This is a genomic window from Caulobacter sp. ErkDOM-C, from assembly GCF_048541825.1.
Taxonomy (GTDB): domain Bacteria; phylum Pseudomonadota; class Alphaproteobacteria; order Caulobacterales; family Caulobacteraceae; genus Caulobacter.
In genome coordinates this window covers 1,435,331-1,458,193 of the sequence record NZ_CP183332.1, presented here as the reverse complement: position 1 = coordinate 1,458,193, position 22,863 = coordinate 1,435,331, and the positions used below count along the sequence as shown (strand labels likewise).

The window sequence follows — 22,863 nt, the reverse complement described above, 5'->3', positions numbered from 1 at the left end:
CGGCCTACGCCCGGAAATATGAATGCGCCGCTGGCGCATGACTGTGCGGATCCGCACATCGCCAGACATATAGGCTCCAACTCAACCCGGAGCCGAGAGAATCAGGCGCGTGTGAGATTGAAAATAGGGGTCGCCGGAAAGCCCTTGCGCCCTTGGGTTCGCCCTACGTAGCCGCAACGAACGCGATCGCCGTGAAGGGTCGCCAGCGCCCCGGCCAAGGCTTCGCTGACACAGGCCGAGCCCGGGGCGACCTCCGGCTCGATACGTGCGGCGACGACCACGTGAGCGCCCACGACGGCCGGCGCCTTGGTCAACGGATTGGTCGTCAGGTGCACCGGTCCATAGTGACCGCCAATTCTGAGGCCAAGACTGCGCGGCAGGCCGAGGCTTCGAAGGTCCAGCGAACGGTGGGCCTCCTGCAGCGCAAGGGCGGCCACAGCGGCGTCGATCGGCTGGTCAAAGACAAGGAAGAGACCATCACCCCATGTCTCGACGTGCTGCGGACGCGCATCGAGCCCCTCAATCACCTTGGCCATTTGCCCCATCACCGTGTCGATGAACGCAGGAATCTGGTCGTCGCGCAGCGCTCCAAAGCCCTTCACGTCAGCGAAGAGCATAGCCTTCATTGCGCGCGAGGCGGATGCGTCGGCGTCTCGCAAGGACGGCCCGACCGGGAGAGGCCGCGGCGGACGCCGCACCGGGATGACCACCTGCCTGCGGCGCCCCTTGGCCCAATAGGCCAGATCCACCGCCACGCCGGCCGGTCCGGCAGTAGCGTGGCCGTCCCAGACCGCCACCTGCAACGCCTCGGTCGACAGGGTTTGGGCGCGCAGCACTGCGCAACCCATGGCGATCTGGCTGGCGTAGGCGAAGACTTGCTCGTCACTGGCATAGGGGTCCAGCGAAGCGTAGCGCACGGACGTGGCGCGGGCGAAGCAGCGATCGAAACGCTCGCCCCAGGCGCGCCCAAAGGGCGCGACTGACACCGCGATGAAGGACTCCCGGCTCACCGGCAGAACCAGGTGCAGTTCGGCTGCGGCTTCGAGCAGCGCCTCTGCAAAGACGATGTCTGCCCCTGCGGCCAGGCCACCATACGCAAAGCCGATCCCCTGTTCCCGCACCATACGGTCCGCCTGGTCTCGCAGGTCGCTGCCCAGGCCTTCGCTCAGGGCGCCTTCTCGCGAAGCGTCCAGGATATGGCCGGTGAAGTGGGCGCAGGCCGGGGGCCGAAACTCAGCGAGCCAGGCAGGATCAACGCCAGTCTCCCGGCACAGCATTTCCAGCTGGCGCAGGGTCGAGGCGTGGGCTGCGAAGGCGTGGGGCGCATGCTTCTGGGCTGCGGTCAGGGTCTCACGCGCTGCCTCCAGTTGCCCTGTCAGGAACAGCGCCTCGGCCCGACTGGCGGCCTCATAATAGGCCGCCACGCCTGTCAGTCGCGACGGCGGCCGAACGAGCATGGTCGCCGCCAGGGCTTGACCGCCCGCGCGGTCTCCGGCGACGAGCGTCATGGTCGCGGCGTTGATTGCGCCATAGAGACCGCCGAAGCGTTCGAAGAGCGCTTGATAGCGGAGGGTCGAGGCCCTGGCGAAAGCCGTACGACGGGCCCCTCGCGCGGCCAGGGCGACGTCTTTCAGAAGCCGCGCGCCAAGGGCGACAATGTCGGGATCGTCGTCGATCCGGTCCAGTCCGAGGCGAACATATTCGGTTCTTGCGAAATCGACCGCCCCGGCTCTCGCAAGGCAAAGCACAGCCTTGTAGGCGATTTCACGCGACGTATCGCCCGCCTCCAGGGCGGCGCGGGCGATGTCATAGGCGGCCAGAATCTCACCGCGCTGGATCAGCGCGGTGACCGCATCCATGTCGAAAGCCGGCGGCTCGATCAGGGTACCTTGCCTGCGCCGTTCTCGATCTTGGGATCCAGAGTGATGCTCTGGTCATGCGAGTCGGTCATGAACAGGCTGTACTCATACTCGCCCATTCGGACGCATTCGTAGATGATCTTGAAGCACGAATGCGGGGCTAGCGGTGCTCCGTACCCCTGGGTGACCCAGACATAGCTCGAAAAATTCAGCCCGTAGTCGTCCTTGACGGAGATCGGGCGCCGCTGGAACTTCCAGCCAGCGTCGATAAGGCTGTCACTGAGCCTGAAGACCAGTTCACAGCGATGACTGAGGTCCAGCGACAGCGGAGTCGGGTTCTCCGGATCGAGGACATTCATAAAGTTTACGCCGTCGGCGATGCCGACAACCAACTCTACGACACGGGTGGGTGTTGGCTCTGTCACTTTCAGTCCCCTTGAAGTCTGGCGCCAGCTAGGGGCGACTCTTTCCAGAATGCAAGGAAGCCGGGATGGGCGTAGCCCTGCGCCTTGAGATCCCGCACGATGGCGTCTGCCGGGCCGCGCCGTCCCTGAGCCCTGTAGGCGCGCGCCAGAGTGTCGAGACCGACCGGCGACAGTGATTTGCGTCGCGGCTCCAAGGCCGATGTTGCCGATTCCGGCTGCTGCGCCACCAAATAGACGACGCCATAGAGAATAGCGCGCTCGGACACGGATTCTCGCGCGTTCGGCAAGCTATCCAGACGATCCCGCAACGCCACGGCCAAGCGTCGCGCCAGCACGGGGTCACCCCCGAGACGCGCCAAAAGGATCCTCTGCTGTTCAAGCCGACCGTCGAGGTCGACGCGCCAAGTCTTGGCCGCATCGACCGTCCGCAGCCTTGCCAGCGTTGCTTCGGCCTGGGCGTGGGCGATGCGCGCCTGAACTGGCTGACCCGTCCAGGCGGCGAGGTCTACAGTGTCCATCTGGCCGATCAGCAGATACTCCCGCCATCGTGTGTTGGTCGGGTCGAGAGCCACCAATTGACGCAAGCCCCGCATCGCGGCGCCCGACCGTTCGCGGGCCTGGGCCACTCTTCCCAGATCCAGTTCCAACCGCGCGAGAGCCAACTGAGCGGCCAGGCTTCTCGCTGCCAGCGGCTTGTCGGCAGACGCCCTCGCCGAGGTCTTGGCCAAGAGGTCTGCGGCGCCCTCGCGCTCGGAGAGAGCCTCGCGGGGCCGACCCAGCTTGACCAGGGAGTCGGCCACCCAGGCATGGGCGTCCACGGCGTCGACCAGGCGGTCCTGATTGTCGGGCGCGCGGGCGCGTTCGGCCTCGAAGGCGGCCAGAGCGGCGCGGAAGGTTACCAGCGCCTCCTCTGCCCGTCCCTGCTCCAGCAAAAGAGTACCTAGATTGCTCTTGGCATAGGCGATCTCCAGCCGCCAATCGGCGCGACCCGGATCGAGCGCGACCAGGGTTTGGGCCAACTCGCCGTACCGTTTGAAGCCGCGTTCCGCCCCCACGGCATTGCCTTGTCGCCATTCCATATAGGCCAGCCAGTAGACATTCTGCGCTTCATCGAAAATTCGCTCGCCGTTGTTGGGGGCGCGAACCGCCAGTTCATGGGTCGTGGACGCGGCCTGACCAAAGGCGTCGCGAGCCCCGGCCAGGTCACCGCGCTGGTCCCGGATCGTGCCCAGCAGGGTCTGGGCCTTGGCCCGTTGAGTGAGGGCCCTGTCGTCAAGCTGATCGTTGCGCGCCTTGCCGTAGTAGGCCAGCACCCTGGCGCCGACGCCATCCAGGACATCCAGCCGCCCCACCGGTTCCAACTGCTCGCGCAGGTCGCCCAACATGTAGGCTACAAGGGCCTCTGTCTCGTCACGCTGGTCGCGAGCGATCTGACGGGACTTCAGGGTGGCGAGGGTCATTGCCCCCATAGCGATCGCTACCATCAGAGCCGCAGCAGTGAAGGCCGTCATCAGCCGCATGCTGCGGCGAGCGTCGCGCTGGACCAACTGGTCAAGGCTTACGTCCAATAGCCTCGCGGCGATTTTCAGTCGCGACAGCCGTGGGCCGTCGCCGCTACGCCGCAGATCCACCGCCAAGGGCTCGGTTTCCGGCGGCAGAGCGGCGCGCAAGACCGGCGGCAAGGTCGCGATCAGCGACACTCCCGTCGGCGTCGCGGGCGTGATCACGCAGATGATCTGGTTAAGTCCATGGGTCGTCAGAAAATGGGCAACCTCCTGGTCCACCCAGCGCGAGTTCGCCGAGGCGGCAGAACAGAGCAGGATCAGGGCGTCCGAGCGATCCAGGGCGTCGCGGATCACCTCACCCAGATCAGACGAGGCGCTAAGCTCGTCGCGATCCCGGAAGATCGGAGTCAGTCGCTGCGTTGGCGCACCGCCACCGGTTGTGGTCAAGCGGCGCGGCGCCCGATAGGTCTCGATCGCGCGATGAACCCATTCGGCGACTTTGCGGTCGTGATGGCTATAGCTGATAAAGGCCCGATACTGTGGTCGGCTATCCATTCGTCGTCCCCAGTCCGACTGTGCAGGAGCGTTCTCGATGGCCGTGATTCCCCCCTCGCCGCTCGCCCAGAGCCATACGCCGATCGCGCCGCCGCCTGAAGGAGACTATCGCGCCAACAGACTGTTCCGGCACATGGCCCGTGAGGAAATCGAGGCCCTGGCTCAGCAAATCGAGCACCTCAACTATGGCAAGGGCGAACTGATCCTCCAACGCCTGGATGAGACCGGCGGCATTCATCTGCTGCTGAAGGGCGCCCTGTTGGCGAATCAATATTCTCGCTCGGGGCGTGAGGTCGGCTATCGTCGCATTGCGGCCGGAAGCTATTTCGGCGAGATCTCGGCGATCGATGGGCTGCCCCGTTCGGTGAACATCGTGGCGCTGGAAGACACACGCGTCGCACGTCTGCCGCAACCCCTGATCCAGACCCTTTTCGAGCAATCGCCCCGTTTCATGCGGGCGATCCTGGAGGACTTGGCGAGTCTGACGCGCTCGCTGACCGATCGATTGTTCGAATTGAGCGCCGTCTCGGTGGCCTGCCGCGTCGATATCGAGCTTCTGCGCATGGCGGCCATGGCGGGCGGCGATGGCCAACAGGCCACGATCCACCCCTGCCCTACCCATGCCGAGCTGGCCGTGCTGGTTGGGAGTCAGCGTGAGGCAGTCACCCGCGAGTTAAACCGCTTGGCCGGCCTCAAGATCGTCTCCCAGACGGGTCGCACGCTGCGCGTTCTCAACGTTCCAGCCCTCGCCGACGAGATCGAACGTATCGGTGGCGAAGTTTAATTCGCCGGCCGTCTCTCGCCCCGCAAACTGAAGCGACCAGCGTTGACACCTTGTGGTCACGGGATTGCTTGTTCGCCTGCCTACCGCCCACGCCGGCGGCCCGGTCGCCAAGCCGGTGCGTGCATCGGTGGCCATATCAAGCTGTATGCGAAGTGGATCAACACGGCCGAGCGGGTTGAAGCCGGCAATGCTAACGCCATGAACAGCGTCCAGTTTTCCGACGATTGCCCCCGCGCCAAGGCGGCGGTCTGGCCCTATTGAACAAAGTTGGCGGAGACGGAGGGATTCGAACCCTCGATACCCTTTTGGGGTATGCCGCTTTAGCAAAGCGGTGCCTTCAGCCTCTCGGCCACGTCTCCTCCTGAGAGGAGCGGCTGGATAGCCTGTTCGTGGCGATATGACAATCACGCGTGGAAGGAAATCGGTGCGTTAACGTGAAGCTCAGACGGGGACGCTAGCCTGAACGCCGTTCTACAGGTTCCGAGCCCCATGTCGCCCGTCATCACACGTGATCCCCAGGTCCCGAACACCGCGAACCCGGGCTCCGCGTCGGACGGGGAAACGCCGCCTGTGATGGCGCGCGAGAGGTCGACACGGCGCTCACCCTCAAGCGCACGGCGGGGTCCCTTCCGTCCTGAACAGCTGGTGCCAGCTCGCGCCCGCATCGAGGCCCGCTCGCTGGCGCGCGCCTTTCGGGGCGTCGATGCACTGACCGCTGCGGGCTTCTGCATCGCAATTTTCGCGGTTCAGTCCCATCGCTCTGGAGCCGCCCTGCTGAGCCTGAACGCAGGCGGGGCCCTCGCCGCTGGCTTTGTGGCGCTGCTCCTGTCGCTGCGCGCGCTCGACGCCTATGTCTTCGCCCGGCGCGAGCCCCTGCCTCGCCACCTGCTGCGCGTCCTGGCCGCTTTCGGGGCCGCCGCGACCGTCGTTCTGGCCTTCAACGCGGCCTGGCCGGCCCTGCCCACCAACAAATCCTTCCCGGTCTTGGCCTTCATGGGCCTGGCGCCCGTGGTGATGACTCTTCATGCCCTGTGGTGGGGCCTGATCGCACGAGGACGCCGCGAGGGTCGCCTGACCCCGAACATCATCGTGGTCGGCGCCACCGCCAACGCCCAGCACCTGATAGAAGCCGCACTGCGCACCGGCGAGGTCAATGTTCTGGGGATCTTCGACGACCGCCTGGACCGCGCGCCCGAGAACCTGCTTGGCGTCCCTGTGCTGGGTGATACCTCGGCCCTGATCGACCACCGCGTCATGCCCTACGTCGACAGGGTTGTGATCACCGTGAGCTCGACGGCTCAGGCACGCGTACGGCAGCTTTTCGACAAGCTGGATGTCCTGCCCAACCCGATCAGCCTGTTCGTCGATGTCGGTCGCGACGCCGACAGCGACGCTGCGATCTCCCGCATCGCCGACGCGGCGCTGGCCGATCTGTCCAGCGCGCCGGCCAATGGGCGCAAAGCTCTTATCAAGCGCCTTCAGGACCTTGTCGTTGGCATTGGCGGTCTGATCGTCGCCGCTCCGGTTATGGCCATTGTCGCGGTGGCCGTGCGCCTCGATAGCCCTGGACCGATCTTCTTCCGCCAGCGTCGCCATGGCTTCAACAACGAGGAAATCCTCGTCTGGAAGTTCCGCTCGATGCGCCACGAAATGGCCGACGCCCGCGCGGCGCGCCAGATCAGCGCCAATGATGACCGGGTCACCAAGGTTGGCAAGTTCATCCGCAAGACAAGCCTCGACGAACTGCCGCAGCTGTTCAATGTGCTGCGCGGCGAAATGTCGATCGTCGGCCCGCGTCCGCATGCCGTGGGCATGAAGACCGGAGACGTCGAGTCGGCCAAGCTGGTCGAGCAGTACGCCCATCGTCACCGCATGAAGCCCGGCGTCACCGGCTGGGCGGCGATCAACGGCTCGCGCGGGCCAGTTGATACGCCCGAACTGGTGCGCGAGCGGGTCGCGCTCGACGTTGACTATATCGAACGACAGTCGTTCTGGCTGGACGTCTACATCATCGCCATGACCATCCCCTGCCTGCTTGGGGATCGGTCGGCGGTGCGCTGAGGCGGCGATGTTCTGGCGCGGCGTCCTCGGCTACCTGCCGGTCAATATCGCCCAAGGCGTAGTGGGCCTGCTGACCATCGTCCTGTTCACGCGGGTGCTGTCGCCCGAGGAATATGGCGCTTACGCCCTCGCCTTCTCAGCGCTCAGCCTGACCCAGACCGTCCTGCTGACCTGGACCGAGGCGGCCATGGCGCGTTTCTTCGCAGCGCGCGCCGAGGATGGCCGACTTCCGGATCATTTCACCACGCTCTATCGGTTGTGGGGTGCCTGCGCCCTGGCGACACCGATCATCGCCGGCATTGCTCTTTATATCCTCCCTATCGCCGCGCCCATGAAGGTCGCGCTGGCGGCCGCCTTCGCCGCCGTGGTCGTCAAGAGCCTGACCAAGCTGTCGCAGGAACGCCGGCGAGCCGCCGGTGAAGTCTCTGGCGCGGCGTTGCTCGATATCGTCCAGACTGTCGGCGGCTTTGCTCTGGGCCTGATCCTTGCTCTGGTTGGCCTGGGCGGCGCGGCGCCGTTGCTGGGCATGGGCGCGATCTCTCTACTGTGCCTGGTGTTCGTGTTGCCCGCCGACCTTGGACGGATGCAGGGCGGCCGTTTCGACCGCGCCATGGCCCGCGACTATGCGACCTACGGGGTGCCAGTAGCGCTATCCCTGATCCTGGCGCTGGTGCTTTCGACGACCGATCGATTCCTTCTGGCCGCCTATCTGGGCGAAGCCACGGTCGGCGTCTATCACGCCGGATATTCGCTCGGCAGTCGCACCCTGGACGTCGTCTTCATCTGGCTGGGTATGGCGGGCGGACCGGCCCTGGTCGCGGCGCTGGAGCGCGGCGGCCCTGCGGCTCTCAAGAACGCCGCGCGCGAACAGGCCTCGTTCATGGTGCTGCTGACCCTGCCGGCGGCGGTCGGTCTGGCGCTCGTCGCCCCGTCTCTGGTCGAACTGATGGTCGGCGAGGCGCTGCGGACTGGGGCAGTTGCGGTGGTGCCGTGGATCGCCGCCAGCGGCTGGCTGTCGGGTGTCACGACCTATTACCTGCTGCAGGCCTTCACCCTGGGCCGCCGCACGCCCATGCTGATCACCGCCATGGCCGTTCCCGCGCTGGCCAACCTGATCCTGAACCTGCTGCTGATCCCCCGGTTCGGACTGAACGGCGCCCTGTGGGCGACAACCGCAAGCTATGGAATCGGGGCGGTAGCCGCCTGGACCCTGGGCCGCAGCGCCCAGCCACTGCCAATCCCCTGGGGTACCTTGGCCAAGGCGGGAGCCGCCTGCCTCCTGATGGTTGCGGCCGTGCTGATCCTGCCCTCGCCGGGCGGAATTCTTGAACTGATCCTGAAAGCTGCCGTTGGGGCCGCTGTCTACGGCGGCGTGGCGCTGGGACTCAATATAGACGGTCTGCGGGGCAAGCTTTCCGGTCTTGCCCGGCGAAAGGCGCGTCCAGCATGACCTCCACGGCCAACGCGATCATCGTCGACAACGCCCTGTGGGCGAACGCCGCACCGCGACTGTCGGTGCTGATCCCGACCTTTCGCGACGATCCATCGGCCCTGCTCAAGGCGCTGGACGATCCCATGGCGCGGGCCGAGATCATCGTCCTGGACGACGGCAGCGGCGACGAGGCCCTGGCCAGACGCATGGCCGGCCGGATCGAGCGTCTGCGTCTGCCCGCGCGGTTCATTCAACTGACGTCCAACGAAGGGCGCGCCAAGGGCCGCAACCGTCTGGCCAGTCACGCACGCGCCGGTCACTTTCTGTTTCTGGACAGCGATATGCTGCCGGATCCCGAAGACTTTCTGGCCCGCTGGGCGGCCCTTGCGGAAAGCGAGAACACGCCCATCGCCTTTGGCGGCTTCACCCTGGACCAGACGCCCCGGCGACCAGAGCATGAATTGCACCGGGCCATGGCGCTGAAGAGCGACTGCACCCCGGCGCCCGAACGCGCCAGGTCACCCGAAAAGCACGTCTTCACCTCCAATCTGCTGGTACGCCGCGACGTCTTTGCAACGGTGGAATTCGACGAGGGCTTCACGGGCTGGGGCTGGGAAGACGTTGAGTGGGCCATGCGCGTGGGCCGCGCTCACCCGATACTGCACATCGACAATTCAGCCACCCATCTGGGGCTCGACACTGCTCCGGCCATGGCCGCCAAGTATGAGCAATCGGCGTCAAACTTCGCGCGGGTTGTCAGCGCCCACCGCGAGATCGTCAGCGCCTATCCCAGCTACAAGGTCGCCAGGGCTCTGAAGTCTTTGCCGGCGCGCGACATCTGGCGGCCGATGCTGAAGGCCTTCGCCCTGAATGAGGCCGCGCCCACCCGCCTGCGCGCCTTCGCCATGCGGCTCTATCGCGCCGCCCTCTATTGCGAGGCCGTCTGATGCAAGTGTCTCACGACAAGGTCGACGCCTACGAACCGGACCGAACCCTGAAGGGCAAGCTTCGGCGTCGCCTGATCCGCCTGGCTCATCGCCGCCCGGCACGCGTGAAGCTGGCGCGGCCGATGGTCTCGTTCAGCTTCGACGACGCGCCCGCCACCGCCTGCGAGGCCGGCGCCAGGGTGCTGGAAGCGCGCGGCCTGCGCGGCACCTACTATTTCGCGGGCGGCCTGACCGGTCGCGAGGGCCCCATGGGCCGTTTCGCCACAGGGGAAGACGCTGCGCGTCTACACGCCGCTGGCCACGAGATCGGGTGCCACACCTTCTCACACCTGGATTGCGGTCAAGCCTCGCGGGAAGCCACCCTCGCCGATATCGACCAGAACGCCGAAGCCCTGAAGTCGTGGGGGGCTGGAAAGCCGGTCAGCTTCGCATACCCGTATGGCGATGTCGGATCAGCAGCCAAGACGCTGCTGGCCAGCCGCTTCCAGACCGTGCGCGCCCTGCACCACGGCCTGATCGCCAATGGGGCGGACCTCAACCAGGCGCCCGCCGTCGGGATCGAGGGCGAAGACGGAGAGGCTGTCGCGCTGAAGTGGCTGGACCGCGCCCATGCCCGTAAAGCGTGGCTGATCCTCTACACCCACGATGTGTCTGAGACCCCCTCGCAATGGGGCTGCTCGACCGAGACCTTGGAGCGGCTGGTCGACGGCGCGATGAACGCCGGCTTCGACGTGGTCACCGTGGCCGAGGGCGCGCGCCGGATCGGGCTTTAGCCCTTCGCGGCGTCCCGCCTGGGAAACAGCTTTACGTCCAAGTCCGGTCCGTCGTTGCGACCGCCGAAAACGCCGATCCAGAAGTGCCAGTAGTCGCGCAGCATGTCGCGCGGCACGAACAGGCCATGGCTGTAGGGCGTGTCGACCCCGATCGGTATCGAGGCGTCGGCGTCGCCGTACCAGGTGCCAAACAGACGGTCCCAGATCGGCGCGATGGCGAAGTGGCCAGTGGGGTGGCTCATGTCCAGCTTGTGGTGCAAGCGGTGATGATTGGGTGACTGGATCACGTAGCGCCCAAACCAGCCCCAGTTTGCGTCGATCTTCGAGTGGATCAGGAAGCCGATCCCGACGACCAGCACGTTGACGTAAATCATCACGTCGGCGGGGGCGCCCAGAATGGCCATCGGTAGGTTGACGACGAAGAGGCCGGTGAAGGCCGCTGGATGCTGGCGTCCCGCAGTGATCACACCGAAGTCAGAGGCCGAGTGGTGATAGCGATGCAACGGCCAGAACAGCCTGTTGTGGTCCAGCCTGTGGGTCCAGTAGTCGAAGAAGGTGTAGACGAGGAAGTAGAACACCAACTGCAACGCGAACGGAAGCGGCGCGGGACCTATGGCCAGGCCCGTAGTCGTCCTTAGCCAGTGATGGATCCAAGCGCCCGATATCATCGAGGCGCCCAGCATCATGATACGGCCAAAGATGTCGAGGATGTGGGCCTGCCCCAGCAGAAAGCAGGCAATATCGGTCTTCAGCGAGGCCGTCGGCGCGAACAGCAACTGGCGGGCAGAGCTGTTGGGCCAGCCGACGACCACGGCTTCGATCCAAAGGGCCGACGGCAGCAGTAGAAAGATCAGGGCAGCGTTGTTGATGTGCTCGTGCGCCGACTCCGTGTCGAGGGTGCGGCCCAATACCGTGAAGGACACGTGGGTTGGAACGACCTGCAGCACCAACCACCAGGCTGCGCCCATGGCGGCGATATAGGCCAGGAAGCTCAGGACAACCGCGATCCGCGCCACGCTGAAGCGCGATGACCGCGCAACGTGCGTCTGCGCAAAACTCCGGACGAGCTCGTCCGGGTCAGCCTGAAGCGCTGGAGGTTTCACTGAATAGGGCTCCGCCTTCTGCGACGCTTGGTGGTCGGCAGAGCTAGGTCTAGGCCAAGGCGGTTAAAAACTTCGTTCGACGAAGCGGTTAACTGCGCTCCTGTTCCCGATCCGAGAAGGCCAGTTTGGCGGCGAAGGCCACAAAAAGCGCCCAACGGAAATCATTGTAGACCACAGCGATACTCTCGGTGAGCGAAACCAGCGTGTAGACGACCAGGAACGGAAAGACGAGCAAAGCGCCGCGGTCGCGGAACACGGCGATGATCGCCAGGGTCAGGGTTTGAAGATAGAACAGCCCCCATGCTGCGAGGCCGATGAGGCCGATGCCCAGCCACTGTTCGATCCAGGAATTGTGCGCATGGTGCGCCTGAAATCCAGCGTCCTTGGTGATCCAGGCGAACGGTCCCCAACCAGACTTGTTGTCCCAGACGGCGGCGTAACCGTACCCGGTCCAGGGTCGCTGCTCGATCTGGCGCATGGCCGCGCTCCAGATCTCGGTGCGGCCCGTGAGGGTGGCGTCCTTGCCCAGCAGGGCAAAGAAGACATCCGAGGCGACCAGGACGAAGCCACCGAGCAGGACAACGCCCGTCACACCCGTCCAGGTGATCGCGGCTCCGGCCGCCGGACTACGCCGGGCAATCAACACAAAGACCAGGGCCGCCCCCCCGACCATCAGCGAGGCCAGGGACGTCTTGGACGTCGACATCAGCACCAGCACAAGCGCCAGTCCCGCGAACGGCCACCAGAGCTTGGCGCGCTGGGGGTTCAGGAGTGCGGCAGCCGATAGCAGGCAGAAGCCCAGGGCCATCAGACCGCCCAAGGCGTTCTTCTCCATCCACAGGCCGCGCCAGGCGCCCGGGAACAGCTCGGTCATCACGCCGATCGAAGGCACAGCGAGACAGACGACGAAACTGGCGACAATCAGCACGATGAAGGTGGCCCCCACCACTTCGGCCAGCTGCGCCCACTTGTAGCGCGCGGCCAGGGCAAGGCCGCCCAGGGTGGTGCAACTGACGGCGAAAGCACGTCGCGTAGTGACGTCAGGCGCGATGGACCACGCGGTCGAGCCGACCACGATCAGCATCAGCAAGATCAGCAGTGGTTGGCGGATCATCACGCGGATCAGGTTGCGGGGACTGAGCGCAACAAGCAGGAAGCCGGCCGCATAGGCGGGCAGATAGGCCACGCGCATTATCCCGCCAGCCGACTCTCCCGCGTTCTCGCCAAACAGCGGTAACTCCCAGCCGCCGCTGTAGATCAGCAGCATGGCGACCGAGGCGCAAAAAATCGCGATCTGGGGCAGGAGGAGCGGCGCCCGACCCGAAGGGGTCACGGCAGGATCGCCCGAAGGAACGCCGGCGGCTGCACCGAAGCCTGGTTGAAGAACACGCCGGCGCAGCGGCCGCCGACCGTAGCCAGGGCGTCGCGAAGTTGGGCCGGCGGCTTGACGTCAGGCTGCTGGGCCGAGACCACCATCACGGTCTGATCCATATGCTGGGCCACAGTGAGGGCCGCCTGGGAGCGATCCACCGATGGACTATCAACCACGATAACCTCGGCGTGGCGGCGCAAGGCCTGCCAGTATTCGGCTCCGGGGATGATGTGGACCTTCTGCTGTCCGCGCAGGGCGTCGCGATTGAAGCGGGTGACCCAGAGGCGCGGTCCACCCACACTATGGGCCGCCAGATACTTGGCGTCAGGCCAGACACCGCCATCAGCACGCGGCGCCGGCGGCTGCACGGTGAAGAAGGCCGAACCGTCGGGCGAGGCAGCGACCGCTGGTCCCAGCACCCCAAAGCGTTCCGGATTCATGGAGATGGTCTGGAATTGCGCGGAAGTCGCCAAGTCCATATCGACCAGCCAGGTCTTGCGCCCGGCGCGCGTAGCGGTGAAACGGGCCAGCTCGCGAGCAACGGTGGAAGTCCCCTCCCCTCGCCGGGCGGCGACCACCTGAATGACGTGCGGGCGCCCAGGCGCTGGCGCGCCCAGTGAGCTCCACAACTCCGCCATCTCGGCGTTCAAATCCACCATCCGTCGAATCGCCGCGCGTTCAGGGGTTACAAACTAGCGTCATTCCCCTGGCGCGCGAAAGGCGACCAAAGCACTCAGCACAAGTCCCTGCCGCCTAGGCCGCGCGCTTGTACTCGGCTGTAGCCAGAACAGGCAGGTTCAAGGTCCGGGCGGCCGAGGCTGGGGTCTGGAGCCCAGGGCGCAGGAACATCCGAACCAGTCCAGCGCAAAGGGCGGTAAAGGCCGCGAACATGATCGTCAGGGCCAGGATCGGCTTCTGCAGGCTCTTGCCCTGTGACGGCGCGACAGCACGCTGGACGATGCGGATGTTGTCGCTGCTTTCCGACGACATACGCCGTTGAGCCTCATCCTGCTGTTCCTTGACGGTAAAGTCGCGAACGTTGGACGTCAGGACATCTCGGTCGCGGGTCAGCTGATTAAACTGCGGCTCAAGCTCAGCCAGCCGCAGCAAGCGCTGGTTGACGTCGGCGACCTGCTGGACTGCGGTCGTCTGGGACTCGCGCAGCGCCGCCACTTCAGCGCTTAGATCGTTGCGTGAGGTCTGCAGGGTCTGCCAGATCGGGTTGGGGCCACTGCGACGCGCGCCCTCGCCAGCCGTGCGGCCGGCGGCGATGCCGCGCTCCAGTTGGGCGATTTGGGCGTCGATGTCGCGGACCGGGCTGGCGTCGGGCCGATAGCGCGACAGCAGGCCCTCGCGATCCAGCTTCAGCTGGTTCAGCTTGGCGGCCGCAGAGGTGTCGGCGTCGCGATACAGCACCGTCTCCGCCGGGGTGCGCGCCAACTCCGCCTCGACCGAAGCAAGACGGGCGACGCGATCCTGCATCTGGGCCTCAATGGAATATTTCTGCTGCTCGACCTGGGTCTGCAGTTGGGTCAGCGTCGTCTTCTGTGAGGTGAAGTCGCCGATGTCGTTGGTGGTCAGGAACGACTGATAGCTGGTGTCGGTCTCTTCGAGCTTTTGTTCAAAGATGTCCTTCTGCCTTTGCAACACGCGGTCATCACTGCCGATCAGCAGGCCGCGGCGATAGGTCAGGTACTCCTCCAGAAGGGTGTTGAGGACCTTCTCGGCCAGCTCGGGATGCTCGTTCTGATAGGACAGACGAATGATCGAGTTGTCCGGCGCCGTCTCGATCTTGAGATTGCGTCCCACGGAGTCGCGGCCCAGGGCGATCAGCTTGCGCTTACCCTCGGGCGTTGCGGCGGCGTACTTGGCGGCTTGGGACGGAAACACACTGGCGAAGCCAATCTTGCGGATCACGCGTTCGCGCAATTCGCCGCTGCCCAGGATCTCGGATTCGGACTGGATGACCTGATCCACATTCGGCACTGCGCCGCGTCCCGCGTCGCCTGCCCGCGGCTCGTAGACATATTCCTGCCCCAGGCGGACGAAGAGGCTGGATTCGGCGGTGTAGTTCTTCTTCAGGGTGCTCGCGAAGGCAAAGCCCAGCAGCGCGATGACCAGGAACACACCCAGCATCAGGAAACGTTCACGCCACAGCAGGGTAATGAAATCGGTCGGCGCAAAGCGCGCACGCGTCGCCCAGTCGCGTTGCGACGGAGGGTCATGCGGCACGCTGGTCCAGGCGCTCGTCGTCGACATACGAATCCGAAGGGTTCAATCTCAACTACAAACTGGTCCGTCCGCCCTTAAGGCTTCGTTACCCATTCCTGTTAAGACTTGTCGCATGCAACCGCGCACGCATCTCTCGACGGCCTTGGCCATACTGCTCCTGAGCGGCGGCGTGACCGCCTGCGGTCACGTGGACGGCGAGCCCATCACGCCCGCTCCGCGCCCCAGCGCGAACTTTCCCAACATCGGCTATGCCGACTGGAGCGAGCAAGAGCCCTCCTATCGCTTCTATCCAGGCGATGAGGTCGAGGTAACGGTGGCTTCGGCGACCGAGCTCAACAAGTCCGCCATCGTGCAACCAGACGGGCGGATCGTTCTCCCTCTGCTCGGGCCGGTGATGGCGGCGGATCGCACGATCTTCGAACTGGAGGACGCGATCACCGGGGCCTATGGCAGTCAGTTGCTGCGACCCCAGGTGCAGGTGTCGGTCAAGACGACGACCCCGCTGAAGGTGTTTGTCGGCGGCGAGGTCGGCAATCCGGGCGTCTACGACATGCCCGGCGATGTCGATGCGCTACGCGCTGTTATCCAGGCCGGCGGCTTCAAGACCTCGTCCAAGCGCAGCCAGGTTGTCATCATCCGTCGTGGCCCAGACGGTCGCGCCATGCTGCGCACGGCCGATCTTTTGAAGGGGATGACCAATCCCGGCGGCGGCGTGGATCTGATCCCGCTTCGCCGCTTCGACATCGTCTATGTACCGCGCAGCGGCGCGGCGGAGACGGGTCTGTTCATGCAGCAGTACTTCCGCGACCTGCTGCCGGTCAGCTTCAGCTACGCAGTCAACGGCGTCGGCCAATAGGCTCGAGCGGAGCATTGGCCGATCGCTGAATCTGGAAAGCCGGATTCAGCCGTGGGCCAGCCATTCGCGCGCGGCGCGCTGAGCTTCGGCGACGTCTTCGCTGGCCATCTCCTGCGAGAGTTCCTTGCGATAGACCTTCGCCTCGACCGACCCGCGCATGGCGGCCAGGTTGAACAGCATGTGAGCCGAGACGTAGTCGACGGGGGCGCCGCCCTGACCGGTCGAATACAGCAGGCCCATGCGGAACAGTTCGTCGCCGGAGGACTCGGGGGTGGGCAGCGGCAGCACGTGGGCGGGTGGGGGTTCGATGCTCATCATCATGGCTTCATCTCCTCGTCAGCCCATCCAACGTTCTGTCGGATCGAAGGCCTGGAAGCAGAAAAGTCCTCCGCCACTGAATATATAGTTAAACGTCGGAACATCATGAATTCAGGCGCGAATACATGGTTTCTTCAGGGGTATTACTCAGCGTAAACGCCTGTATACAGCGGGTTAATGCGCACGCTTCAGGAGGAGCATCTTTTGCGCCGCGTACGTCGCCCTACCCGCAACCCGAAAACTCGCAGAATGCCGTTACTCCCACCGTTTGAAGCGCTTTTGCTGGCCTTTTTCAGGCTGAGACCCTTTCGAACCGCGCTTTCGAGTTTGATAAGTCACTTAGGACGATGCCCTGGATTTTGCGGAGCGTAGCCGGCGGCCCGCCGGCGAAATCGGCAATGGACAATTGGCCGCAGACAAAATCATGCCGGGAAAGTTGCTGATCGAGCACACCCACAAAGGCGGTTTGGCGAGTGGCTTGGGCCCGGGCGACCATCGAACCCGGGTCAACGGCTGCTCGCAAGGGGGCCCCGCGAAAATCGCGCGTTCGGCTGACGGCGCCATTCAGCCGCGGTTCAGCCAGCCTGAAGCAGGATGGTTTCCAGGGTCGAGGGACTTGGCGGTTTGAACCCGCCTGACCATAGGGAGTGGACGGCATGAGACGTCTGTTGCTCACCATCGCCGCTGTCGCATCAGTGGCCGGCTCCATGGCCACCATGTCCAGCGATGCATCCGCCCAGGATCGTGGCCGCTGGGACCATCGCGAAGAACGCTGGGACCGCCGGGAAGACAGGCGCGACGCCCGGCACGACGGGGGTCGCTGGGACCGGCGCGAGGATCGTTGGGATCGGCGAGAAGACCGCTGGGATCGCGGGCGCCACAACGGCTATTACTATGGAAGCCGTTTCCATTACGGCGCTCCGCCTTCACACTATTACGGCCATCCGAGCTACCGCCCCGGCTATATCGCCTGGCGTCGCGGCGCCTATCTGCCCCCCTATTATCGCGGGAGCGGATATGTCGTGCATGACTACGGCCGCTATCGCCTGCGTCCGCCGCCCCGTGGCTATTACTGGTACCGCACCGGCAATGACTATGTTCTGGCGGCCATCGCTACCGGCCTGATCTTCGACGTGATCGGCAACAATTAGATCTAGCTCGTCCTGAGATTGACGCCCCCAAGCCTCAATAGCGCAAGGCATGAACTGGACCCGCCGCGACAGCGGCGGGTCTTTCGTCTTGCGCAGGGACCGCCAACTAGAGGCCGAGCTTGGATTTCAGCAGGTCATTGACGGTGGCCGGATTGGCCTTGCCGCCCGTCTCCTTCATCACCTGACCGACAAACCAGCCGATGGCCTGGGGCTTTTCCTTCACGGCGGAGGCCTTGTCGGGATTGGCGGCGATCAGCGCGTCGATGGCCGCCTCGATCGCGCCGGTGTCGTTGATCTGCACAAGGCCGCGCTTTTCGACAATCTCGGACGGACGCCCCTCGCCGGCCCACATGTGCTCGAAGACCTCCTTGGCGATCTTCGACGAGATGGTGCCGTTCTCGATCAGCTCGACGAGCTGGGCGATGTCCGACGAGGGCAGCGGCGAGTTGGCGATCTCGTGGCCATCGGCCGACAGCTTGGACAGCAGCTCGTTGGTCACCCAGTTGGACACCAGCTTGGCGTCGCGACCTTTCGCCGCCGCCTCGAAGTAGTCGGCCCGATCGCTCTCGATAATCAGCACGCCGGCGTCATAGGCCGACAGGCCATACTGGCTCTGCAGACGGGCCTTCTTGGCGTCCGGCAGTTCCGGCAAAGTCTCTTCGATCGTCTTGACCCAGGCCGCGTCGAGGATCAGCGGCAGCAGGTCCGGATCCGGGAAGTAGCGATAGTCGTGCGCCTCTTCCTTGGACCGCATCGAGCGGGTCTCGAGCTTGGTCGGATCGAACAGGCGGGTCTCCTGGTCGATCTTGCCGCCGTCTTCGAGGATCTCGATCTGGCGACGCGCTTCGTACTCGATAGCCTGCTGGATGTAGCGATACGAGTTGACGTTCTTGATCTCGCAGCGCGTGCCCAGATGGCTGAAGCTGCCGGTCTCGCGGAACTTCTCGTAGGCGCCAGGGCGGCATACCGAGACATTGACGTCGGCGCGCAGGTTGCCCTTCTCCATGTCGCCGTCGCAGGTGCCCAGATAGACGAGGATCGTGCGGATCTTCTTCACATAGGCCGCCGCCTCTGCGGAGGTGCGCATGTCAGGCTTGGAGACGATCTCCATCAGCGCCGTGCCCGCGCGGTTCAGGTCGACATAGGTGGCGTTGGGATCCTGGTCGTGCAGCGACTTGCCGGCGTCCTGCTCCAGGTGCAGGCGCTCGATGCGCACCTCGAAGGTCGAGCCGTCGTCGTGCTCGACGGTGATCACGCCCTCGCCGACGATCGGCTGGTCGAACTGGCTGATCTGATAGCCCTGCGGCAGGTCGGGATAGAAATAGTTCTTGCGATCAAATCGGCTCTTGAGATTGATCTTGGCGTTCAGGCCCAGACCCGTCTTGACCGCCTGCTCGACGCAGAAGCCGTTCAGCACCGGCAACATGCCGGGCATGGCCGCGTCCACCAGGCTCACCTGCTCATTCGGTCCAGCCCCAAAGCCCACGGCGGCGCCGGAGAAAAGCTTGGACTTGCTGGCGACCTGGGCGTGAATCTCGAGGCCGAGAACGATTTCCCAGGGGCCGGTGCGGCCTTGAATGGTTTTGGATTCTTGCGTCATGAGCCTCTCTTACACCGACCGCGCCATGGCGGAAAACCCTTAGGCCACCGGGTTTGAACGCGAACCGCCGCCCCGTCCCGGAGAGATTTCCCGCGCCAGCCCACCCGGCAATTTGCATATAGTGGAGATCCAAAGCCAAATAAGACGACCCCTTGTCAGAAATGGCGCCATTCCTGGGCCATCGGAACCTCCGCGACGCCGAGCAGTTACCTCCTTTGAGAAATAAAGCTGAGGAGGACATCATGCCCGCTTTTAATCAGACCTTGAATCTCGACTCGATCGACACTGTGGATACGCGCCGTCAGCGCGTTCCGATCAAGTCTGCTCACCTTCCCGACGCTGCGGATGCTTCGCCGCTGTTCGCAGCCGCACCGATCTATGCCCGCACCAGCAAGAAAAAAGCGTCCGCCAACATGGCTCTGCTGGTCGGCGCGCCGGTCGTTTTGGTCGCCGCTGCCGCCATCGCCTGGGCGATGATGGCCAATCCGGCCCAGGCCCCGACCCCGACGCAGCAGCCGGCCCAGATGGTCGTCACCGAAACGCCCCCGCTGAGCCCGCCTCTGCCCCCGGCCGCGATTCCGACCCCAACGCCGATCGAGACCGCCGTCGCTGAGCCCGCCCCCCGCGCCGTCGCTTCGGCTCCGGTCCGCGCCACGCCGCGCGCCACCGTCGCTCGTCGGGCCACCCCGCCCTCTGCCACGTCACCTGACGCAAGTTCGGCCTCGTCGACCGTGACCGCCACGGTCCCGGCGCCCGCTCTGGCCGTCGTCGCCGAGCCCGCTCTGGTCGTGATCGCGGCGCCCGCTGCGGCAGTCCCCGCCCCAACGACGGCCAACCCGGTCGCCCCCCAGTAAGTCTCCCGTAACGAAGAAGGGCGGCTCCTCGCGGAGCCGCCCTTTTCTACGAAATCACCACCAACGGGCGGCTCTGGCCGTGAAGCCGGCCGCCTTTTCCAGCGCCCCGGCCACCGAGAACACCGTGCCCTCATCCAGCGGCTTGCCGATGATCTGCAGCCCCAGCGGCAGGCCGTTGGAATCCAGGCCGGCCGGCAGGCTCAGCCCCGGCAGACCCGCCAGGTTTGTCGTCACCGTGAAGACGTCGTTGAGGTACATGGCGATGGGGTCATTGCTGTTCTCGCCCAGACCAAACGCCGCCGACGGCGCCGTCGGGGTCAGGATGGCGTCGCAGCGCTCCCAGGCCTTGTCGAAGTCCTCGGCGATGCGACGACGCACCTTCAGGGCCTTCAGATAGTAGGCGTCGTAATAGCCGGCGCTCAGCACATAGGTGCCGATCATGATCCGGCGCTTGACCTCGTCACCAAAGCCTTCGGCCCGGGTGTTCTCGTAGGTCTCGGTAAGGTTGCCGCCGTCAGCCCGCAGGCCGTAGCGCATGCCATCATAGCGGGCCAGGTTCGACGAGGCCTCGGCCGGGGCCACAATGTAGTAGGCCGGCAGGGCGTACTTGGTGTGCGGCAGGCTGATGTCGACGATCTCGCAACCGGCTTCCTTCAGCCAGGCGATGCCGTCTTCCCACAGCTTCTCGATCTCGGCCGGCATGTTGTCGACGCGGTATTCCTTGGGAATGCCGATCTTCAGGCCCTTGACCGACTTGCCGACGAACTGGGTGAAGTCCGGCACGGGCACATCGAGGCTGGTCGAGTCCTTGGGGTCATGGCCGCACATAGAGGTCAGCAGGAGGGCCGCGTCCTCAACGGTCCTGGCAATCGGTCCAGCCTGATCCAGCGAACTGGCGAAGGCCACCACGCCCCAACGCGAGCAGCGGCCATAGGTCGGCTTGATGCCGACCGTACCGGTGAAGGCAGCCGGCTGTCGGATCGAGCCGCCGGTGTCGGTGGCGGTGGCGCCCAGGCACAGGCCGGCGGCCACGGCGGCGGCGGAGCCCCCGGACGATCCGCCCGGCGTCAGAGCCTTGTCGCTGCCGGTGGCGCGCCACGGATTGGTCACCGGGCCAAAATACGAGGTCTCGTTCGACGAGCCCATGGCGAACTGATCAAGGTTCAGCTTGCCCAGCATCACCGCCCCGTCGCGCCAAAGCTGGCTGGTGACGGTCGATTCGTACTGCGGGATGAAGCCTTCGAGGATCTTCGAGCAGGCCGTCGTCTGGACGCCCTTGGTGCAAAACAGATCCTTGATGCCCAGCGGCGCGCCGTCCAGCGGACCGGCCGCGCCGAGGGCGCGACGGGCGTCCGAAGCCGCCGCCATCGACAGCGCCTGCTCGGGTGTTTCCACGATGAAGGCGTTGAGGGCGCGCGCGGCTTCAATGGCCTCGATATGGGCCGTGGTCAGCTCGACCGAGGTGAAGTCACCCGCTTCCAGACCGTCAATCGCGGCCTTCAGGGTGAGGGACGTAAGGGCGCTCATTATTCGACCACCTTGGGCACGACGAAAAAGCCGTCGACGGACTTGGGGGCGTTGAAGGTGATGGCCGAGGCGTCGCCGCCCATGGTCACCACATCCTCGCGCAGCGGGGCGCCGGCGCCGACCACGCTGGTCAGCGGCTCAACGCCGTCGGTGTCGACCTCGGCCAGCTGCTCGATCCACGCCATGATGCTGTTCAGCTCCTGAGCCAGGGGCTCCAGGCGATCTTCGGGTGTGGCGATCCGCGCGAGCCGCGCGACCTTGCGCACTGTGGCGACGTCAATGGCCATTGGGGGCCTCCTGAATTCCAAGCGCGTGGGTTAGCCGCCAGAGGGGCGCTTTGACAAGTCGTTCCCTTGCTGGGCGGGCCGTTCCCCGTGTTATGAGGGGCGATGCCCGTTCTCGATATCGAAGATTTCGCCGCCGCCATCCCCGACTACATGCCGATCGTCGGCCTAGACCCCGGCGAGAAGACCATCGGGGTTGCCGTTTCCGACGTCACCCTGACGGTCGCCAGTCCCCTGGCCCTGATCCGGAAGACCAAGTTCAGCGAGGACGCCGAGACCCTGTTCAAGCTGATGGGGAGCCGCAAGGCGGCCGGCATCGTCATCGGTCTGCCGATGAACATGGACGGCACCGAGGGCGTCCGCTGCCAATCCAACCGCGCCCTGGGCCGCAACCTGCTGCGCCTGCAGCCCCATGTGCCGATCACCTTCTGGGACGAACGCCTGTCGACGGCGGCCGTGACCCGGGTGCTGATCGAGGAACACGACGTCAACCGCAAGCGCCGGGCCGAGGTGGTCGACAAGATGGCCGCTGGCTGGATCCTGCAGGGCGCGCTGGAGCGGATGCGGGGGATACGGGAAGCGGCGGGCAAGGTTTGATCGACTGAGATCCTCCCCCTGACGGGGGAGGTGGTCGCGCAGCGACCGGAGGGGGAAGTCGGCTGAGACGGCATCACCTCCCTCTCCGTCGGCTTCGCCGACACCTCTCCCCTCGGGGAGAGGACTTGTTGCGCACGGCTTCACACCCCCGCGCTTTCGCTGCGATGGTGATGGAAAGGGTCACGGAGCGTCCGGACCACGTCCGGATGAGAGATAGAGATTACCGTTTCGACGAAGCCGTCCGCTCCGCGTGACCGTTTTCCGTCAGCCTCCCGTCGGGTGGCCCTCTTAAGGCCTTACCGGGACCCGGACCGCGCCGCTTCCAGCGCGCTCCGGCGGTCAAAGAGGACGGGCTTTCAGCCAGACACGCCCTTTTGCCTTCAACCAAGCCGACGGCGGGCGGGCCTGGCCAGCAACCAGATCCCCGGACGCGCTTCGGTATCCCCCCGAAGCCCAGCCCCGCTCGATCACCCCCCGCCGCCGCAATGGTCGCTGGCCTTGCGCCCTTTCCTCGCGACGAGGTGGGTACAGAATACGGCAGGTTTCAGCGCGTCGGATAAGTTTGCTGGACGCCCGTGCCGGTCCTCCCCCTGAAGGGGGAGGCGATCGCGCAGCGATCGGAGGGGGA

20 protein-coding genes and 1 tRNA gene are annotated in these 22,863 nt (G+C 65.2%); 9 read left to right on the top strand and 12 right to left on the bottom strand.

Annotated elements, in window-relative coordinates; all coding sequences use genetic code 11:
• Positions 1-101 precede the first annotated feature (101 nt).
• The 3 genes from ACN2C8_RS07135 to ACN2C8_RS07125 are packed head-to-tail and all read right to left on the bottom strand — an operon-like array spanning position 102 to position 4,344.
• Positions 102-1,859 (bottom strand): tetratricopeptide repeat-containing protein, encoded by a 1,758-nt coding sequence (locus ACN2C8_RS07135; RefSeq protein ID WP_419255146.1) that lies wholly within the window; start codon positions 1,857-1,859, stop codon positions 102-104.
• 20 nt (positions 1,860-1,879) lie between these two features.
• On the bottom strand, positions 1,880-2,284 hold the full coding sequence (locus ACN2C8_RS07130) for a hypothetical protein (RefSeq protein ID WP_419255145.1): 405 nt from the start codon (positions 2,282-2,284) through the stop codon (positions 1,880-1,882).
• A gap of 2 nt (positions 2,285-2,286) precedes the next feature.
• Positions 2,287-4,344: a TIR domain-containing protein gene (locus ACN2C8_RS07125; RefSeq protein ID WP_419255144.1), complete on the bottom strand. Its 2,058-nt coding sequence runs from the start codon at positions 4,342-4,344 to the stop codon at positions 2,287-2,289.
• 37 nt (positions 4,345-4,381) lie between these two features.
• Between ACN2C8_RS07125 and ACN2C8_RS07120 the strand changes: the two genes are divergently transcribed.
• Positions 4,382-5,128, top strand: coding sequence for a Crp/Fnr family transcriptional regulator (locus ACN2C8_RS07120; protein WP_419255143.1), 747 nt, complete (start codon positions 4,382-4,384; stop codon positions 5,126-5,128).
• Positions 5,129-5,396: 268 nt separating this feature from the next.
• On the opposite strand, the gene ACN2C8_RS07115 is transcribed toward ACN2C8_RS07120, so the two are convergent.
• Positions 5,397-5,487: transfer RNA gene (locus ACN2C8_RS07115), tRNA-Ser, on the bottom strand.
• A gap of 286 nt (positions 5,488-5,773) precedes the next feature.
• Here ACN2C8_RS07115 and ACN2C8_RS07110 point away from each other — a divergent pair.
• The 4 genes from ACN2C8_RS07110 to ACN2C8_RS07095 are packed head-to-tail and all read left to right on the top strand — an operon-like array spanning position 5,774 to position 10,341.
• The gene (locus ACN2C8_RS07110) at positions 5,774-7,189 is read left to right on the top strand and encodes an exopolysaccharide biosynthesis polyprenyl glycosylphosphotransferase (RefSeq protein ID WP_419255142.1); all 1,416 of its coding nucleotides are present in this window, start codon (positions 5,774-5,776) and stop codon (positions 7,187-7,189) included.
• A 7-nt stretch (positions 7,190-7,196) separates the two neighbouring features.
• A complete protein-coding gene (locus ACN2C8_RS07105) occupies positions 7,197-8,639 on the top strand; it encodes an oligosaccharide flippase family protein (protein ID WP_419255141.1) in 1,443 nt (480 codons plus the stop codon).
• A complete protein-coding gene (locus ACN2C8_RS07100) occupies positions 8,636-9,568 on the top strand; it encodes a glycosyltransferase family 2 protein (RefSeq protein WP_419255140.1) in 933 nt (310 codons plus the stop codon). Before ACN2C8_RS07105 ends, ACN2C8_RS07100 begins: the two co-directional genes overlap by 4 nt.
• Positions 9,568-10,341 carry a polysaccharide deacetylase family protein gene (locus tag ACN2C8_RS07095; RefSeq protein ID WP_419255139.1) on the top strand — a complete coding sequence of 258 codons (774 nt, stop codon included), beginning with the start codon at positions 9,568-9,570 and terminating at the stop codon, positions 10,339-10,341. Before ACN2C8_RS07100 ends, ACN2C8_RS07095 begins: the two co-directional genes overlap by 1 nt.
• Here ACN2C8_RS07095 and ACN2C8_RS07090 read toward each other — a convergent pair.
• The 4 genes from ACN2C8_RS07090 to ACN2C8_RS07075 form a co-directional block, all read right to left on the bottom strand.
• Positions 10,338-11,357 carry a sterol desaturase family protein gene (locus ACN2C8_RS07090; RefSeq protein ID WP_419255138.1) on the bottom strand — a complete coding sequence of 340 codons (1,020 nt, stop codon included), beginning with the start codon at positions 11,355-11,357 and terminating at the stop codon, positions 10,338-10,340. The genes ACN2C8_RS07095 and ACN2C8_RS07090 overlap by 4 nt on opposite strands.
• 175 nt (positions 11,358-11,532) lie before the next feature.
• Positions 11,533-12,711 carry an O-antigen ligase family protein gene (locus ACN2C8_RS07085; protein WP_419255833.1) on the bottom strand — a complete coding sequence of 393 codons (1,179 nt, stop codon included), beginning with the start codon at positions 12,709-12,711 and terminating at the stop codon, positions 11,533-11,535.
• A 62-nt stretch (positions 12,712-12,773) separates the two neighbouring features.
• A complete protein-coding gene (locus ACN2C8_RS07080) occupies positions 12,774-13,475 on the bottom strand; it encodes a sugar kinase (RefSeq protein WP_419255137.1) in 702 nt (233 codons plus the stop codon).
• A 94-nt stretch (positions 13,476-13,569) separates the two neighbouring features.
• The gene (locus ACN2C8_RS07075; RefSeq protein ID WP_419255136.1) at positions 13,570-15,075 is read right to left on the bottom strand and encodes a GumC family protein; all 1,506 of its coding nucleotides are present in this window, start codon (positions 15,073-15,075) and stop codon (positions 13,570-13,572) included.
• An 85-nt stretch (positions 15,076-15,160) separates the two neighbouring features.
• Between ACN2C8_RS07075 and ACN2C8_RS07070 the strand changes: the two genes are divergently transcribed.
• Positions 15,161-15,904, top strand: coding sequence for a polysaccharide biosynthesis/export family protein (locus ACN2C8_RS07070; protein WP_419255135.1), 744 nt, complete (start codon positions 15,161-15,163; stop codon positions 15,902-15,904).
• Between the two features lie 45 nt (positions 15,905-15,949).
• Here ACN2C8_RS07070 and ACN2C8_RS07065 read toward each other — a convergent pair whose 3' ends face one another.
• On the bottom strand, positions 15,950-16,222 hold the full coding sequence (locus tag ACN2C8_RS07065; RefSeq protein ID WP_419255832.1) for a sel1 repeat family protein: 273 nt from the start codon (positions 16,220-16,222) through the stop codon (positions 15,950-15,952).
• A gap of 656 nt (positions 16,223-16,878) precedes the next feature.
• On the opposite strand from ACN2C8_RS07065, the gene ACN2C8_RS07060 reads away from it, so the two are divergent.
• Complete coding sequence (locus ACN2C8_RS07060) at positions 16,879-17,373, top strand: RcnB family protein (RefSeq protein WP_419255134.1); 495 nt, start codon at positions 16,879-16,881, stop codon at positions 17,371-17,373.
• Between the two features lie 106 nt (positions 17,374-17,479).
• Here ACN2C8_RS07060 and gatB read toward each other — a convergent pair whose 3' ends face one another.
• Positions 17,480-18,973 (bottom strand): Asp-tRNA(Asn)/Glu-tRNA(Gln) amidotransferase subunit GatB, encoded by a 1,494-nt coding sequence (gene gatB, locus ACN2C8_RS07055; RefSeq protein ID WP_419255133.1) that lies wholly within the window; start codon positions 18,971-18,973, stop codon positions 17,480-17,482.
• Between the two features lie 242 nt (positions 18,974-19,215).
• On the opposite strand from gatB, the gene ACN2C8_RS07050 reads away from it, so the two are divergent.
• Positions 19,216-19,827 (top strand): hypothetical protein, encoded by a 612-nt coding sequence (locus ACN2C8_RS07050; RefSeq protein WP_419255132.1) that lies wholly within the window; start codon positions 19,216-19,218, stop codon positions 19,825-19,827.
• Positions 19,828-19,881: 54 nt separating this feature from the next.
• Here ACN2C8_RS07050 and gatA read toward each other — a convergent pair whose 3' ends face one another.
• Both gatA and gatC read right to left on the bottom strand, forming a co-directional pair.
• Positions 19,882-21,354 carry an Asp-tRNA(Asn)/Glu-tRNA(Gln) amidotransferase subunit GatA gene (gene gatA / locus ACN2C8_RS07045; RefSeq protein WP_419255131.1) on the bottom strand — a complete coding sequence of 491 codons (1,473 nt, stop codon included), beginning with the start codon at positions 21,352-21,354 and terminating at the stop codon, positions 19,882-19,884.
• Positions 21,354-21,641, bottom strand: coding sequence for an Asp-tRNA(Asn)/Glu-tRNA(Gln) amidotransferase subunit GatC (gatC, locus tag ACN2C8_RS07040; RefSeq protein WP_419255130.1), 288 nt, complete (start codon positions 21,639-21,641; stop codon positions 21,354-21,356). The genes gatA and gatC overlap by 1 nt, the downstream gene beginning before the upstream one ends.
• Before the next feature lie 102 nt (positions 21,642-21,743).
• Between gatC and ruvX the strand changes: the two genes are divergently transcribed.
• Positions 21,744-22,235, top strand: a complete 492-nt coding sequence (gene ruvX / locus ACN2C8_RS07035; RefSeq protein WP_419255129.1) for a Holliday junction resolvase RuvX — start codon at positions 21,744-21,746, stop codon at positions 22,233-22,235.
• Positions 22,236-22,863 lie beyond the last annotated feature (628 nt).

What these genes read in the sequence shown, in the direction of transcription:
- ACN2C8_RS07120 (WP_419255143.1), top strand. Translation starts at nt 4,382, where the DNA reads ATGGCCGTGATTCCCCCCTCGCCGCTCGCCCAGAGCCATACGCCGATC.
- ruvX (WP_419255129.1), top strand. Translation starts at nt 21,744, where the DNA reads ATGCCCGTTCTCGATATCGAAGATTTCGCCGCCGCCATCCCCGACTAC.
- ACN2C8_RS07100 (WP_419255140.1), top strand. Translation starts at nt 8,636, where the DNA reads ATGACCTCCACGGCCAACGCGATCATCGTCGACAACGCCCTGTGGGCG.
- ACN2C8_RS07060 (WP_419255134.1), top strand. Translation starts at nt 16,879, where the DNA reads ATGAGACGTCTGTTGCTCACCATCGCCGCTGTCGCATCAGTGGCCGGC.
- ACN2C8_RS07065 (WP_419255832.1), bottom strand. Translation starts at nt 16,222, where the DNA reads ATGATGAGCATCGAACCCCCACCCGCCCACGTGCTGCCGCTGCCCACC.
- ACN2C8_RS07105 (WP_419255141.1), top strand. Translation starts at nt 7,197, where the DNA reads ATGTTCTGGCGCGGCGTCCTCGGCTACCTGCCGGTCAATATCGCCCAA.
- ACN2C8_RS07085 (WP_419255833.1), bottom strand. Translation starts at nt 12,711, where the DNA reads ATGCTGCTGATCTACAGCGGCGGCTGGGAGTTACCGCTGTTTGGCGAG.
- ACN2C8_RS07125 (WP_419255144.1), bottom strand. Translation starts at nt 4,344, where the DNA reads ATGGATAGCCGACCACAGTATCGGGCCTTTATCAGCTATAGCCATCAC.
- ACN2C8_RS07080 (WP_419255137.1), bottom strand. Translation starts at nt 13,475, where the DNA reads ATGGTGGATTTGAACGCCGAGATGGCGGAGTTGTGGAGCTCACTGGGC.
- gatC (WP_419255130.1), bottom strand. Translation starts at nt 21,641, where the DNA reads ATGGCCATTGACGTCGCCACAGTGCGCAAGGTCGCGCGGCTCGCGCGG.
- ACN2C8_RS07095 (WP_419255139.1), top strand. Translation starts at nt 9,568, where the DNA reads ATGCAAGTGTCTCACGACAAGGTCGACGCCTACGAACCGGACCGAACC.
- ACN2C8_RS07075 (WP_419255136.1), bottom strand. Translation starts at nt 15,075, where the DNA reads ATGTCGACGACGAGCGCCTGGACCAGCGTGCCGCATGACCCTCCGTCG.
- ACN2C8_RS07050 (WP_419255132.1), top strand. Translation starts at nt 19,216, where the DNA reads ATGCCCGCTTTTAATCAGACCTTGAATCTCGACTCGATCGACACTGTG.
- gatB (WP_419255133.1), bottom strand. Translation starts at nt 18,973, where the DNA reads ATGACGCAAGAATCCAAAACCATTCAAGGCCGCACCGGCCCCTGGGAA.
- ACN2C8_RS07135 (WP_419255146.1), bottom strand. Translation starts at nt 1,859, where the DNA reads ATGGATGCGGTCACCGCGCTGATCCAGCGCGGTGAGATTCTGGCCGCC.
- gatA (WP_419255131.1), bottom strand. Translation starts at nt 21,354, where the DNA reads ATGAGCGCCCTTACGTCCCTCACCCTGAAGGCCGCGATTGACGGTCTG.
- ACN2C8_RS07070 (WP_419255135.1), top strand. Translation starts at nt 15,161, where the DNA reads ATGCAACCGCGCACGCATCTCTCGACGGCCTTGGCCATACTGCTCCTG.